12 protein-coding genes are annotated in these 13973 nt (G+C 63.4%); 9 read left to right on the forward strand and 3 right to left on the reverse strand.

Annotated elements, in window-relative coordinates; all coding sequences use genetic code 11:
- Window positions 1-44: 44 nt before the first annotated feature.
- From JNA92_RS08505 to gap, 3 genes are all read right to left on the reverse strand, one after another.
- Entirely contained in the window at window positions 45-1007 is a 963-nt protein-coding gene (locus JNA92_RS08505; RefSeq protein ID WP_241804277.1) for a FecR family protein, read from the reverse strand.
- 90 nt (window positions 1008-1097) lie between these two features.
- Entirely contained in the window at window positions 1098-1610 is a 513-nt protein-coding gene (locus tag JNA92_RS08510) for an RNA polymerase sigma factor (RefSeq protein ID WP_241804278.1), read from the reverse strand.
- A gap of 164 nt (window positions 1611-1774) precedes the next feature.
- Window positions 1775-2776 (reverse strand): type I glyceraldehyde-3-phosphate dehydrogenase, encoded by a 1002-nt coding sequence (gap, locus tag JNA92_RS08515; protein WP_241804279.1) that lies wholly within the window; start codon window positions 2774-2776, stop codon window positions 1775-1777.
- A 264-nt stretch (window positions 2777-3040) separates the two neighbouring features.
- Between gap and edd the strand changes: the two genes are divergently transcribed.
- The 9 genes from edd (at window position 3041) to JNA92_RS08560 (ending at window position 13961) form a co-directional block, all read left to right on the forward strand.
- A complete protein-coding gene (gene edd / locus JNA92_RS08520) occupies window positions 3041-4867 on the forward strand; it encodes a phosphogluconate dehydratase (RefSeq protein ID WP_241804280.1) in 1827 nt (608 codons plus the stop codon).
- Window positions 4864-5823: a glucokinase gene (locus JNA92_RS08525; protein WP_241804281.1), complete on the forward strand. Its 960-nt coding sequence runs from the start codon at window positions 4864-4866 to the stop codon at window positions 5821-5823. Before edd ends, JNA92_RS08525 begins: the two co-directional genes overlap by 4 nt.
- A 193-nt stretch (window positions 5824-6016) precedes the next feature.
- The gene (gene gltR / locus JNA92_RS08530; RefSeq protein WP_241804282.1) at window positions 6017-6742 is read left to right on the forward strand and encodes a two-component system response regulator GltR; all 726 of its coding nucleotides are present in this window, start codon (window positions 6017-6019) and stop codon (window positions 6740-6742) included.
- A complete protein-coding gene (locus JNA92_RS08535; protein ID WP_241804283.1) occupies window positions 6723-8177 on the forward strand; it encodes an ATP-binding protein in 1455 nt (484 codons plus the stop codon). The genes gltR and JNA92_RS08535 overlap by 20 nt, the downstream gene beginning before the upstream one ends.
- Before the next feature lie 113 nt (window positions 8178-8290).
- Complete coding sequence (locus JNA92_RS08540; protein ID WP_241804284.1) at window positions 8291-9517, forward strand: AGE family epimerase/isomerase; 1227 nt, start codon at window positions 8291-8293, stop codon at window positions 9515-9517.
- A gap of 104 nt (window positions 9518-9621) precedes the next feature.
- A complete protein-coding gene (locus JNA92_RS08545; RefSeq protein WP_241804285.1) occupies window positions 9622-10908 on the forward strand; it encodes an ABC transporter substrate-binding protein in 1287 nt (428 codons plus the stop codon).
- A gap of 148 nt (window positions 10909-11056) precedes the next feature.
- Window positions 11057-11965 carry a carbohydrate ABC transporter permease gene (locus JNA92_RS08550; RefSeq protein WP_241804286.1) on the forward strand — a complete coding sequence of 303 codons (909 nt, stop codon included), beginning with the start codon at window positions 11057-11059 and terminating at the stop codon, window positions 11963-11965.
- Window positions 11958-12803, forward strand: coding sequence for a carbohydrate ABC transporter permease (locus tag JNA92_RS08555; protein WP_241804287.1), 846 nt, complete (start codon window positions 11958-11960; stop codon window positions 12801-12803). Before JNA92_RS08550 ends, JNA92_RS08555 begins: the two co-directional genes overlap by 8 nt.
- A gap of 3 nt (window positions 12804-12806) precedes the next feature.
- A complete protein-coding gene (locus tag JNA92_RS08560) occupies window positions 12807-13961 on the forward strand; it encodes an ABC transporter ATP-binding protein (protein ID WP_241804288.1) in 1155 nt (384 codons plus the stop codon).
- Window positions 13962-13973 lie beyond the last annotated feature (12 nt).

Consider the following 13973-nt stretch of genomic DNA (forward strand, 5'->3'; position numbering starts at 1 on the left):
CGAGACGGGCGGGCCAGGGCGATCGCGTAAAAATAATGTTCAGGTCAGTTGAGGATGACCACGGCGGGGTATTCGTGCAGTTGCGCCGAGGTGATATGGGCCAGCGCGCGCAAGGTCTCCAGCGGCTGGTCGAGGCGGTAGTTGCCGGTGACCGCGATATCGCCGAGGTGGGCGTTGCGGTTGATGATCCAGCCCGGGTAATAGCGCCGCACCTCGGCCAGCACCTGGCTAAGTGGGCAGTTTTCGAACACCAGGCGCCCATCGACCCAGGCGAGGTCCTTGTGCATGTCCGGGCGCTGGCGCTGGCCGAAGCCTTTCGGGCCGACGCTGATACTGTCGCCAGCGCTCAGGCGGATCCGCTGGTCGCTGGCGGCCTGCAGGTCGACATCGCCGCGCTGTACCCGGACCTGTGCTTCGCCATCGAGGTAGCGCACGGCAAAATCGGTGTCGCGCACCTGTGCCCGTAGCGGGCCGGCCTGAACTTCCAGGGGGGGTTGGCTGCCACCGGGTACCTGGAAATACGCCTCGCCTTGTAGCAGCCGGGCCACCTGACGGCCGTCGCGCAGGTCGCTGGCGAAGGCCGAGTCGGTATTGAGCAGCACCTTGGCGCCGTCATCGAGTTGCAGGCGCTGGCGCTCGCCCACCACGGTCAGATGATCAGCTTGCAGGCGCATCGGCAGGTTGCCGACGGTGAACAGGCCGACCAGCAGCACTGCGGCAGTGGCCAGGGGTTTCCAGTGGGCGCGCAGGCGCCCGCCTACCGAGCGTCGCCGGCCCTGGTCCATCTTCATGGCAGCCTGACGCAGGGGGGAACCGTTCCACAGGGCTTCGGCTTCGACGTAGGCTTCGGCGTTTTCCGGCGCAGCACTGAGCCACTGCTCGAAGGCCAGGGTGTCGGCTTCTGTGGCGCATTGCAGACGTACCAGCCAGTCCAGCGCTTCGTCCATCGCTCGGGCACGGACATTGGGCCCGTTGGTGGGCGGGCGAGGGGCGCAGCTGTCGGTCACGGTGAATCCTTGAAATGATTTTCCCGAATGATCAAGGCTAAGGCGGGGCGTGGCAAGCGCTTCGCCGAAGTAGGGTGGCCAGCGGTCGCCTCACTTCAAGCGTTCGGCCACACCCATGCAGATTGCCATGATCAGCTTCAGTTCCTTCTGGACCGTGCTGGCCGAGACATTCAGTTGCTCGGCAATTTCCAGGTAGCTGGCACCGTGCAGGCGGCTGAGGATGAAAATACGCTGCTGACGTTCACTCAACTGGTTGAGGCTGACGCTCAGGTGCTTGAGCAGCTGCTCGGCGTGTGCCGCATCTTCGCTGCTGCTCAGCGGCGCGGCGACGTTGTGGAGGATTTCTTCGGGCACATCGTCCACCAGCATGCGCGCCTGCACCCGGCGTGCGCGCAGATGGTCCAGGGCCAGGTTGCGCGCGGTCTGGAACACGAAAGGCTCAAGGTGCTCGATGGGCCGCTCCCCCAGGGCGCGGGACACCCGCAGGTAGGTTTCCTGAAGCAGGTCCTCGGCGGTGCTGGGGTTGCCCACCATGCGTTGCAAGGTTCGCAGTAGGGGGAGGCGCTGAACGAGGAAGACAGAATTGAACCGGGACTGACTCACAGGGGGACCTGGCCGACGAAAGGTTAATGATAATGCTTATCATCTTGCCTGGAGGTCAAGCCTGGAATTGTTAGGAAACGGTAAAGATTGTCTGAGGGCGCGGCGTGAAGGCGCGAAAGGGCTGCTGAGCAGCCCCAACGTCGTTCCAAGCGCAACGGGCGTGCTCAGCGAGCGCTGCACAACGCCAGGCAGTTATCCAGCATGCGGTTGGAGAAGCCCCACTCGTTGTCATACCAGGCCAGCACCTTGAGCATCCTGCCGTTGGCGCGGGTATGGTTGGCATCGAAGATCGACGACAACGGGTTGTGATTGAAATCGCAGGAGACCAGCGGCAGGGCATTGTAGCCGAGCACTTTGGAGTGCCGGCTGGCTTCGAGGAACAGCTGGTTCACCTGCTCGGCCGTGGCCTCGCGCTTGAGGTTGACGGTGAGGTCGACCAGCGACACGTTGATCACCGGCACCCGTACCGCCATGCCGGTGAGCTTGCCGGCCAGCTCTGGCAAGACCAGGCCCACGGCTTCGGCGGCGCCGGTCTTGCTCGGGATCATCGATTGGGTGGCCGAGCGCGCCCGGTACGGGTCGCTGTGGTAGACGTCGGTCAGCACCTGGTCGTTGGTGTAGGCATGGATCGTGGTCATCAGCCCCTGCTCGATGCCGAACTCGCGGTCCAGTACCTGGGCGATCGGCGCCAGGCAGTTGGTGGTGCAGGAGGCGTTGGAAATGACCTGGTGCGAGGCACGCAGGATGTCGTGGTTGACGCCGTACACCACGGTGGCGTCGGCGCCCTTGGCCGGTGCCGAGACGATCACCTTGCCAGCCCCCGCAGCCAGGTGCGCTGCGGCCTTGGCGCGGTCGGTGAACAGCCCGGTGCACTCGAACACCACGTCGATCGCCTCCGCCTTCCAGGGCAGCTCGGCCGGATTACGGATGGCGCTTACCGCGATACGGTCACCATTGACCGTCAGGCTCTCGTGATCGGCTTGCACCGACGCATCGAATGTACCGTGTACGCTGTCGTACTTGAGCAGGTGGGCGTTCATGCTGCTGTCGCCCAGGTCGTTGATGGCGACGACCTGCAGGTCGTGGCGGTAGCCTTGGGTATACAGTGCGCGCAGGACATTGCGACCGATGCGGCCGAATCCGTTTATGGCGATACGTAGTGTCATGGCAGTACCTCTGGCAGTTCGAGTGAAACCTTTGGCACGAAGCAGCTTCACTGAAACGGTTTTGTTGTTGGAATTACAAGATTATTCACTGAGCGATAGAAAACAAGCCTTTTTACTGGCAGTATTTTGTTTAAATATACAACGAGTGGTCGGGCATGCCACCGTCTCGATGCGCAGGGTCTCTTACACAGGAGCCTAGGCCGCAATCGTTTGGAGGGGAAATGCCTGGTAAACCGCCCTTACCGCTAGCCTGGAGTCCAGTACATGCACCCGCGCATCCTTGAGGTCACCCAACGGCTGACCGAACGCAGCCGTGCCACCCGTGAACGCTACCTGCAGCTGATTCGCGGCGCGGCCAGTGACGGACCCATGCGGGCCAGCCTGCAGTGCGCCAACTTCGCCCATGGCGTGGCCGGGTGTGGCGCCGACGACAAGCAGAGCCTGCGCCTGATGAATGCCGCCAACGTGGCCATCGTCTCGGCCTACAACGACATGCTCTCAGCGCACCAGCCGTACGTGCATTTCCCCGAACAGATCAAGAAGGCCCTGCGCGAGGTTGGCTCCGTCGGCCAGTTCGCCGGTGGTGTGCCGGCCATGTGCGATGGCGTGACCCAGGGTGAGCCTGGCATGGAACTGGCCATCGCCAGCCGTGAGGTGATCGCCATGTCCACTGCAGTGGCACTGTCGCACAACATGTTCGACGCTGCGCTGATGCTGGGCATTTGCGACAAGATTGTTCCCGGCTTGATGATGGGCGCGCTGCGCTTCGGCCATCTGCCGACCATTTTCGTGCCGGGTGGGCCAATGGTTTCCGGTATCTCCAACAAGCAGAAGGCCGATGTGCGCCAGCGCTATGCCGAGGGCAAGGCCAGCCGCGAGGAATTGCTGGAGTCGGAGATGAAGTCCTACCACAGCCCGGGCACGTGCACCTTCTACGGCACCGCCAACACCAACCAGTTGGTGATGGAGGTGATGGGGCTGCACCTGCCGGGCGCCTCCTTCGTCAACCCGTACACGCCACTTCGCGACGCGCTTACCGCCGAGGCCGCGCAGCAAGTGACGCGCATGACCAAGGCCAGTGGCAGCTTCATGCCCTTGGGCGAGATCGTCGATGAAAAATCGCTGGTCAACTCCATCGTGGCCCTGCATGCCACCGGCGGGTCTACCAACCACACCCTGCACATGCCGGCGATCGCCCAGGCGGCAGGTATCCAGCTCACCTGGCAGGACATGGCCGACCTGTCCGAGGTGGTGCCGACCCTGTCCCACGTCTACCCCAACGGCAAGGCCGACATCAATCACTTCCAGGCTGCCGGCGGCATGTCGTTCCTGATCCGCGAGCTGCTCGATGCCGGCTTGCTGCACGAAGACGTCAACACCGTCGCCGGCCATGGGTTGCGCCGCTACACGCAGGAACCGTTCCTCGACAACGGCAAGCTGGTCTGGCGCGAGGGCCCGCAGCAGAGTCTGGACGAGAGCATCCTGCGGCCAGTGGCGCGGCCGTTCTCGGCCGAAGGCGGGCTGCGGGTGATGGAAGGCAACCTTGGGCGCGGCGTGATGAAGGTGTCTGCGGTGGCCCCCGAGCATCAGGTGGTCGAGGCTCCGGCACGGGTGTTCCAGGACCAGCAGTCGCTGGCTGACGCGTTCAAGGCCGGCGAACTGGAGTGCGACTTCGTGGCTGTGGTGCGCTTCCAGGGGCCGCGTTGCAACGGCATGCCGGAGCTGCACAAGCTGACGCCGTTCCTCGGTGTGCTGCAGGACCGCGGCTATAAAGTCGCACTGGTCACCGATGGGCGCATGTCGGGTGCATCGGGCAAGATCCCGGCCGCTATCCATGTCTGCCCTGAAGCCTTCGATGGTGGGCCGCTGGCACGGGTGCGCGATGGTGATATCGTGCGGGTAGATGGTGTCGAAGGCACGCTGCAGCTCAAGGTGTCGGCCGTGGAACTGGCCAGCCGCGACCTGCCCCCGCCGCCCCAGGGCAACGACCTGGGCTGCGGGCGCGAGCTGTTCGGCTTCATGCGCATGGCGTTCAGCTCGGCCGAGCAGGGCGCCAGCGCCTTTACCTCGGCCCTGGAGAACCTCAAATGAAGGACCTGCTGGTTGGCGACATCGGTGGCACCAATGCCCGTTTTGCGTTGTGGCGTGACAACCAGCTGCACCAGGTGAAGGTTTTCGCTACCGCTGACTACACCAGCCCGGAGCAAGCCATCGAAGCTTACCTGCACGGCCAAGGCATCGCCCGTGGCGGGTTGTCGGCGGTGTGCCTGGCGGTGGCCGGGCCGGTCGACGGTGATGAGTTTCGCTTTACCAACAATCACTGGCGGCTGAGCCGCAGTGCGTTCTGCAAGACATTGCAGGTTGACCAGCTGCTGCTGATCAACGACTTCACGGCGATGGCCCTGGGCATGACCCGGCTGCAAGCGCACGAGGTGCGCCAGGTGTGCCCCGGCAAGGCCGACCCGGCGCGACCTGCACTGGTGATCGGGCCGGGCACCGGCCTTGGCGTCGGCAGCCTGCTGCGCCTGGGTGAGCAGCATTGGCTGGCGTTGCCCGGTGAGGGCGGGCACGTCGACCTGCCGGTAGGCAATGCCCGCGAAGCGGCGATCCATCAGCAGATCCACGGGCAGATTGGCCATGTCAGCGCTGAAACCGTGCTCAGCGGTGGCGGCCTGGTGCGTTTGTACCAGGCCATCTGTGCGCTGGACGGTGATACGGTCCGGCACAAGACACCCGCAGACATCACCGATGCCGCCCTGGGTGGTGAGCCACGGGCTCTGGCGGTGGTCGAACAGTTCTGCCGCTTCCTCGGGCGTGTTGCAGGTAACAATGTTCTGACCCTTGGGGCGCGCGGTGGGGTTTATATTGTCGGCGGTGTGATTCCACGGTTTGCCGAGCTGTTCATGCGTAGCGGGTTTGCTGCAAGTTTTGCCGACAAGGGCTGCATGAGCGGGTATTTCGCGGGTGTGCCGGTGTGGTTGGTGACGGCAGAGTTTTCTGGACTGCTGGGCGCTGGCGTGGCATTACAGCAGGCTCTGGATCATTGAGAGGGGGCCGCTTTGCGGCCCAATCGCCGGCAAGCCGGCTCCCACGCAGGTCGCTACAGCACTGGGTATCAGTGAGAGCACTCGGTAACAATGGGGGCACTCGGTATCGGTGGGAGCCGGCTTGCCGGCGATTGGGGCGCGAAGCGGCCCCGAAGCAGGCAAAAGACCTGCGACAACAAGAGGGCGGGACACCTTGAGCACTGCCGGTAAATCGATCCTGATGGTGGATGACGATCAGGAAATCCGCGAGCTGTTGCAAACCTACCTGAGCCGCGCTGGCTTCCAGGTGCATGCCCAAGCCGATGGGCAAGGTTTTCGCCACGCTCTGGAAAACACTCACTGCGATCTGGTCATTCTCGATGTGATGCTGCCCGACGAGGACGGCTTCAGCCTGTGTCGCTGGGTGCGCCAGCACCCGCGCCAGTCGCGGGTACCGATCATCATGCTGACCGCCAGTTCCGACGAGGCCGACCGGGTCATCGGCCTTGAGCTCGGGGCGGACGATTACCTGGGCAAGCCGTTCAGCCCGCGGGAGCTGCAGGCACGCATCAAGGCCCTGCTGCGGCGCGCGGAATTCGGCCAGGCCGCCCCAGCCAGCGCGGTGCTGGCCTTCGACGACTGGCGCCTGGACACGGTCAGCCACCGGCTGTTCCACCGTGATGGAGAAGAGGTGATCCTTTCCGGTGCCGACTTCGCCCTGCTCAAGCTGTTTCTCGATCACCCCCAGCAGATCCTCGACCGCGATACCATCGGCAACGCTACCCGTGGCCGTGAGCCGATGCCGCTGGACCGTATCGTTGACATGGCGGTCAGCCGCCTGCGCCAGCGTCTGCGCGACACCGACAAGCCGCCACGGCTGATCCGCACGGTACGCGGCAGTGGTTACCTGCTGGCTGCGCATGTCTGCTGTGCGTCCTGAGCGGCGCTGGCGCTTGCTGCCGCGCTCGCTGCTGGGGCGCATGCTGCTGTTGACCTTGCTGGTGGTGCTGCTGGCGCAGGGCTTGTCCAGCGTCATCTGGGTCACGCAGCTACGTGCCAGCCAGGTGCAAGGCCTGCGCGCCAGTGCCGGCAGCCTGGCCCATTCGATGAGTGCCAGCGTCAGTTATTTCCGTTCTTTGCCGGTGGCCTACCGGCCGATGGTACTGGACCAGTTGCGCAGCATGGGGGGGACGCGTTTTTTCGTGTCGCTCAACGACAAGCCCCTGGACATGCCGGTATTGCCCCTTACCCCACGCAAGCGGGCGGTGATCGAAGTGTTTCAGCAGGTACTGCATGAACGGCTGGGCGCCCAGATGGAAATTTCCGTCGAGTTCGTCGCCCCCGATGACCTGCGCATCTTCAACAGCGGCCTCAAGCTCGATGAGCTGCCGCGTTCCTGGGCGCATTACTCGCTGACCCTGGAGCCACTCAACCCGCCCGTACTGGTCACGCAGATTCGCCTGGGCGAAGACGAGTGGCTGTACATCGCCTCGTTGCTGCCTGAGCCCTACACCGGCCTTGAAGCCGAGCGCCTGCCACGCCAGCAGATCGGCTTCATCGTCCTGACCACCGCCTTGCTGCTGTTGTTCATCGGCCTGCTGGTGCACTGGCAGAGCTGGCCACTCAAACGCCTGGCGCGGGCTGCGCGGGATCTGTCGCTGGGCGCCGATGTGGCGCCAGTGCCCGAGGGCGGTGGCAGCGAGGTGGTCGAGGTCGGGCGAGCGTTCAACAGCATGCGTGAGCGTATAAGCCGCTACCTTACCGAGCGCAGTCAGTTGTTCAGCGCCATTTCCCACGACCTGCGCACGCCTATCACCCGGCTGCGGCTGCGTGTGGAACTGTTGGAAGATGAGCGCATGCAGGCCAAGTTCAGTCAGGATCTCGATGAGCTGGAGCTGTTGGTCAAAGGCGCTTTGCAATGCGTGAAAGACACTGACATCCACGAGAACATCGAGCCGGTCGATCTCAACCAGGTCCTGGAGATTCTCGCCGAGCCGTATCTGGGGGATGGCCGCATCACCGTGGAAGGCCAGGCCCTGGCGCCGTACCCGGGCAAGCCGCTGGCCTTGCGCCGCTGCATCGGCAACCTGATAGACAATGCCATCAAATACGGCGAGCGTGCCCACCTGCGCATCATCGACAGCGCGCAGGGTTTTGTCCTGCAGGTGGATGACCAAGGCCCGGGCGTGCCACAGCAGCGCCTTGAGCAGGTGTTCGAGCCGCATTTCAGGCTGGCCGGGCAGCAGCAGGGGTATGGCTTGGGCTTGGGGATTGCACGCAACATTGCCCACAGCCATGGGGGGGAGGTGAGCCTGCTCAACTTGCGCGAGGGCGGGTTGCGCGTGACCCTCCATCTGCCGCGTGGCGTTGAGTGAAGGTAGGGTGACGCTGTGTCACCGATCGGTGACACAGCCGCAAGCCTTCGTGACATCCCAGCCAGGACGGCTGGCTAGAATCTGCAAACCTCACACAGGGAAGAAGCAGGAGCATGGACTACATCGATTCCCCGGAACATACCGCCTGGCTCGCAAGCGAGGGCCAGCGGCTGCTCCGTTTCGCCAAGGCCTCGCAAGCCCCCGAAGGTTTTGGCAATCTCGACGCCCGCGGCAATCTGCCCCCTACGGCTGTCGCCGAGACCATGAACACCGCACGCATGACCCACAGCTTCGCCTTGGCCCACCTCCAGGGGGCGCCTGGCTGCCTGGCATTGGTGCAGCACGGTGTACACGCCTTGTGCGGGCCTTTGCGCGACGCCGAGTACGGCGGTTGGTTCGCCCGGCCGCACGGGCAGGGCGACAATGGCAAGGCGGCTTACCTGCATGCCTTCGTCGCGCTTGCCGCCAGCTCTGCCGTGGTGGCGGGCGCTGCGGGCGCACAGGGGTTGCTGGCGCAGGCGATACAGGTCATCGAGGAGCGCTTCTGGAGCGAAGAGGAGGGTGCAATGCGCGAATCCTTTTCCAGCGACTGGCAGCAGCCCGAAGCCTACCGCGGTGCCAACAGCAACATGCACGCCACCGAGGCCTTCCTCGCCCTGGCAGACGTGACCGGTGATGTGCGTTGGTTAGAGCGCGCCTTGCGTATCGTCGAGCGCATCATTCACGGCCATGCTGGCGCCGGTGGCTACCGGGTAATCGAACATTTCGATGCCCACTGGCAACCGCTCCCCGAATACAACCAGGACAATCCTGCAGACCACTTCCGCCCTTACGGCACAACGCCAGGCCATGCATTCGAGTGGTCCCGTCTGGCCCTTCACCTCGAAGCTGCACGACGTCAGGCCGGGCTTCCCGTTCCGGCATGGCTGCTGGCCTGTGCGCGGGGCTTGTTCGCCAACGCCTGCACCCATGCCTGGAGCGTCGACGGTGCCGAGGGCATCGTCTACACCTTGGGCTGGGACGATCGGCCCAGGGTGCGCGAGCGCCTGCACTGGGTGCATGCCGAAGCCTGCGCCAGCGCCGCAGCGCTGCTGCGGCGGACCGGCGAGCAACAGTACGAACGATGGTACCGGCGCTTCTGGGCCTTCATCGACACCCACTTTATCGACCGCGCAGCCGGTAGCTGGCACCACGAACTCGGCCCGGACAATCAGCCAGCGGCGACGATCTGGGCTGGCAAGCCAGACCTCTATCACGCCTACCAGGCTGTACTGCTGCCAACGCTGCCCCTGGCTCCCAGCCTGGCCAGCGCACTGGCGCGCAATGTAACCAAACGATGACATTCATGCATCGCTTCGTTACCTGACGCAGCGGGCACTCTGATTAGACTCCATGCAATGCAAGCGCTCGACTTGCCCGGCATAACAACAAGAAAGGTACTCCGATGAATTCGACTCTCCGCCTCGCTGCCGCCATTTCCTTCGCCTCCCTGTTCCCGCTCAGTGCCTTCGCCGCCGACTCCAAAGGCAGTGTCGAAGTGGTGCACTGGTGGACTTCCGGTGGGGAAAAAGCGGCGGTCGATGTGCTCAAGGCCCAGGTCGAGAAGGATGGCTTCACCTGGAAGGATGGGGCTGTTGCCGGCGGTGGTGGGGCCACGGCCATGACCGTGCTCAAGAGCCGCGCGGTGGCCGGTAACCCGCCGGGTGTCGCCCAGATCAAGGGGCCGGACATCCAGGAATGGGCTTCCACCGGCCTGCTGGACCCGGATGTGCTCAAGGATGTGGCCAAGCAAGAAAAGTGGGACTCGCTGCTCGATAAGAAAGTCGCCGATACCGTCAAGTACGAAGGTGACTACGTGGCCGTGCCGGTGAACATCCATCGCATCAACTGGCTGTGGATCAACCCAGAAGTGTTCAAGAAGGCCGGCATCGACAAGGCGCCGACCACCCTCGACGAATTCTACGCCGCCGCCGAAAAACTCAAGGCGGCCGGCTTCATCCCGCTCGCCCATGGCGGCCAGCCATGGCAGGACAGCACGGTGTTCGAGAGTGTGGTCCTGTCGGTGATGGGGGCAGACGGTTACAAGAAAGCGCTGGTCGACCTCGATGAAGCCACGCTGACCGGGCCGCAGATGGTCAAGTCGCTGACCGAGCTGAAGAAGGTCGCCACCTATATGGACCCCGACGGCAAAGGCCAGGACTGGAACCTGGAAGCGGCCAAGGTCATCAATGGCAAGGCCGGCATGCAGATCATGGGGGACTGGGCCAAGAGCGAATGGACCCTGGCCAAGAAGACCGCTGGCAAGGACTACCAGTGTGTAGCGTTCCCTGGCACCGACAAGGCTTTCCTGTACAACATCGACTCGCTGGTGGTGTTCAAGCAGAACGACGAAGGCACGGCCGCTGGCCAGCAGGACATCGCCAGAAAGGTGCTGGGCCAGGACTTCCAGAAGGTCTTCAGCATCAACAAAGGCTCCATTCCCGTTCGTAACGACATGCTCGCAGACATGAGCGCCTACGGCTTCGACGCCTGCGCCCAGACGTCTGCCAAGGACTTCATGGCCGACGCCAAGACCGGCGGCCTGCAGCCGAGCATGGCGCACAACATGGCCACCACGCTGGCCGTGCAGGGCGCCTTCTTCGATGTGGTGACCAACTACATCAACGACCCCAAGGCAGACCCTGCAGATGCAGCGAAGAAGCTGGCTGCGGCGATCAGATCGGCCAAGTGAAAACCTGATGGCCCCATCGCCGCCAACCCGGCGCCCACAGTTGCTTCGATCCCTTTGAACACTGTGGCGTACCGGTGGGCGCCGGCTTGCCGGCGGTGAGGCCAGTACCGTCAATACAGGGGCTGCCCAGGCCCCGGGTAATCACATCATGACTACAGCAACCGCCCAACTGCGGGCCTCCCCCCTGGATGCGCTGCAGCGCTGGCTACCCAAGCTGGTGCTGGCACCGAGCATGTTCATCGTCCTGGTGGGCTTTTACGGCTACATCCTGTGGACGTTCGTCCTGTCCTTCACCACCTCGACCTTCCTGCCGACTTACAAGTGGGCGGGCCTTGCGCAATACGCCAGGCTGTTCGACAACGATCGCTGGTGGGTGGCGAGCAAGAACCTGCTGGTGTTCGGCGGGCTGTTCATCGGTATCAGCCTCGCCATCGGCGTACTGCTGGCGGTGCTGCTCGACCAGCGCATCCGCCGCGAAGGTTTCATCCGCACGGTCTACCTGTACCCCATGGCCCTGTCGATGATCGTCACCGGTACCGCTTGGAAATGGCTGCTCAACCCAGGCATGGGCCTGGACAAGCTGTTGCGTGACTGGGGCTGGGAAGGGTTCCGCCTGGACTGGCTGATCGACCCCGACCGCGTGGTGTACTGCCTGGTCATCGCCGCCGTGTGGCAAGCCTCGGGTTTCATCATGGCGATGTTCCTTGCCGGCCTGCGCGGGGTCGACCAGTCGATCATCCGTGCTGCACAGATGGATGGTGCAAGCCTGCCACGCATCTACTGGACCGTGGTGCTGCCGAGCCTGCGCCCGGTGTTCTTCAGTTCGCTGATGATCCTCTCGCACATTGCGATCAAAAGCTTCGACCTGGTGGCCGCAATGACTGCCGGTGGCCCGGGCTACTCGTCCGACCTGCCGGCCATGTTCATGTACTCGTTCACCTTCAGCCGCGGCCAGATGGGCATGGGCTCGGCCAGCGCCATCCTCATGCTCGGGGCGATCCTGGCGATTCTCGTGCCTTACCTGTACTCGGAGCTGCGGAGCAAACGCCATGCATAGCCCCATCGAAAAACCGCTGCCAAGCATCAGCCGCATCGCCATCCACGCGGTGTTGCTGATCGCCGTGCTGCTTTACCTGGTGCCGCTTGTGGTGATGCTGCTGACCAGCTTCAAAACCCCGGAGGACATCAGTACCGGCAACTTGCTGAGCTGGCCGACCGTGGTCAGCGGCATCGGTTGGGTCAAGGCCTGGGGCACGGTCAGCGGCTATTTCTGGAACTCGATCATGATCACCGTGCCAGCGGTGCTGATCTCGACCGCCATTGGTGCACTCAACGGATATGTGCTGTCGATGTGGCGTTTCCGTGGGTCCCAGTTGTTTTTCGGCCTGCTGTTGTTCGGTTGCTTTTTGCCGTTCCAGACCGTGTTGCTGCCAGCCTCGTTCACCCTCGGCAAACTGGGCCTGGCCAGCACCACCAGCGGGCTGGTGCTGGTGCACGTGGTCTATGGCCTGGCCTTTACCACGCTGTTCTTCCGCAACTTCTATGTGAGCATTCCCGATGCGCTGGTCAAGGCCGCACGCCTGGACGGTGCCGGGTTCTTCACCATTTTCCGCCGCATCATCCTGCCGATGTCGACACCCATCATCATGGTCTGCCTGATCTGGCAGTTCACCCAGATCTGGAACGACTTCCTGTTCGGCGTGGTGTTCTCCAGCGGCGATTCGCAACCGATCACCGTGGCGTTGAACAACCTGGTCAATACCAGCACCGGGGCCAAGGAGTACAACGTCGACATGGCGGCGGCGATGATCGCCGGCCTGCCAACCCTGCTGGTCTACGTGGTGGCAGGCAAGTATTTCGTTCGCGGGCTTACAGCCGGCGCGGTCAAGGGGTAAGTCATGGCAACGCTTGAACTTCGTAATGTGAACAAGACCTACGGCAGCGGCCTGCCGGACACCCTCAAGGACATTCAGCTGTCGATCAAGGACGGCGAATTCCTGATTTTGGTCGGCCCTTCGGGCTGCGGTAAATCGACGTTGATGAACTGCATCGCGGGCCTTGAAAACATCACCGGCGGCGCGATTCTCATCGATGATCAGGATGTCAGTGGCATGAGCCCCAAGGATCGTGACATCGCCATGGTGTTCCAGTCCTACGCGCTGTATCCGACCATGAGCGTGCGCGAGAACATCGAATTTGGCCTGAAGATCCGCAAGATGCCGCAGGCCGCGATCGACGAGGAAGTGGCCCGTGTGGCGAAGTTGTTGCAGATCGAACACCTGCTTGCACGCAAGCCGGCGCAGTTGTCCGGTGGCCAGCAGCAGCGGGTGGCGATGGGCCGCGCGTTGGCGCGGCGGCCGAAGATCTACCTGTTCGACGAACCGTTGTCCAACCTCGACGCCAAGCTGCGCGTCGAGATGCGCACGGAAATGAAACTGATGCACCAGCGACTGAAAACCACCACGGTCTATGTCACCCACGACCAGATCGAGGCCATGACCTTGGGCGACAAGGTTGCGGTGATGAAGGACGGCATCATTCAGCAGTTCGGTACCCCGCAACAGATCTACAACGACCCGGCCAATCAGTTCGTCGCCAGCTTCATCGGCTCACCACCGATGAACTTCATTCCGGTGCGCCTGGCCAGGCAGGACGGGCGCCTGCTGGCCCTGCTCGACAGCGGCCAGGCACGGTGCGAGCTGCCGTTGGGCATGGCCGTCGACGAACTCGACGGGCGCGAGGTCATCCTCGGCATCCGCCCGGAGCAGATCAGCCTGGGTACCGGCGAGGGCAATGGCCTGCCGGGCATTCGCGCCGAGGTGCAGGTAACCGAACCCACCGGCCCCGACCTTTTGGTCTTCATCACCCTCAACCAGACCAAAGTGTGCTGCCGCCTGGCGCCGGATGTGGCGTGCCGAGTTGGTGACAGCCTTAACCTGCAGTTCGACCCGGCTCGGGTGCTGCTGTTTGACGCCGCCAGCGGCGAACGCCTGGACTTGAATACTGCCAACGTTTCAGTGAAGGACAACGTGACTCACCTCAAGAGCCGTTGAATCGTCGACACC

It is taken from the genome of Pseudomonas putida (assembly GCF_022627325.1).
GTDB lineage: Bacteria > Pseudomonadota > Gammaproteobacteria > Pseudomonadales > Pseudomonadaceae > Aquipseudomonas > Aquipseudomonas putida_X.

Excerpts from the sequence above, each read along its gene's own strand:
- gap (WP_241804279.1), bottom strand. The coding sequence starts at position 2,776 with ATGACACTACGTATCGCCATAAACGGATTCGGCCGCATCGGTCGCAAT.
- edd (WP_241804280.1), top strand. The coding sequence starts at position 3,041 with ATGCACCCGCGCATCCTTGAGGTCACCCAACGGCTGACCGAACGCAGC.
- JNA92_RS08525 (WP_241804281.1), top strand. The coding sequence starts at position 4,864 with ATGAAGGACCTGCTGGTTGGCGACATCGGTGGCACCAATGCCCGTTTT.
- JNA92_RS08535 (WP_241804283.1), top strand. The coding sequence starts at position 6,723 with ATGTCTGCTGTGCGTCCTGAGCGGCGCTGGCGCTTGCTGCCGCGCTCG.
- JNA92_RS08540 (WP_241804284.1), top strand. The coding sequence starts at position 8,291 with ATGGACTACATCGATTCCCCGGAACATACCGCCTGGCTCGCAAGCGAG.
- JNA92_RS08545 (WP_241804285.1), top strand. The coding sequence starts at position 9,622 with ATGAATTCGACTCTCCGCCTCGCTGCCGCCATTTCCTTCGCCTCCCTG.
- JNA92_RS08550 (WP_241804286.1), top strand. The coding sequence starts at position 11,057 with ATGACTACAGCAACCGCCCAACTGCGGGCCTCCCCCCTGGATGCGCTG.
- JNA92_RS08555 (WP_241804287.1), top strand. The coding sequence starts at position 11,958 with ATGCATAGCCCCATCGAAAAACCGCTGCCAAGCATCAGCCGCATCGCC.
- JNA92_RS08560 (WP_241804288.1), top strand. The coding sequence starts at position 12,807 with ATGGCAACGCTTGAACTTCGTAATGTGAACAAGACCTACGGCAGCGGC.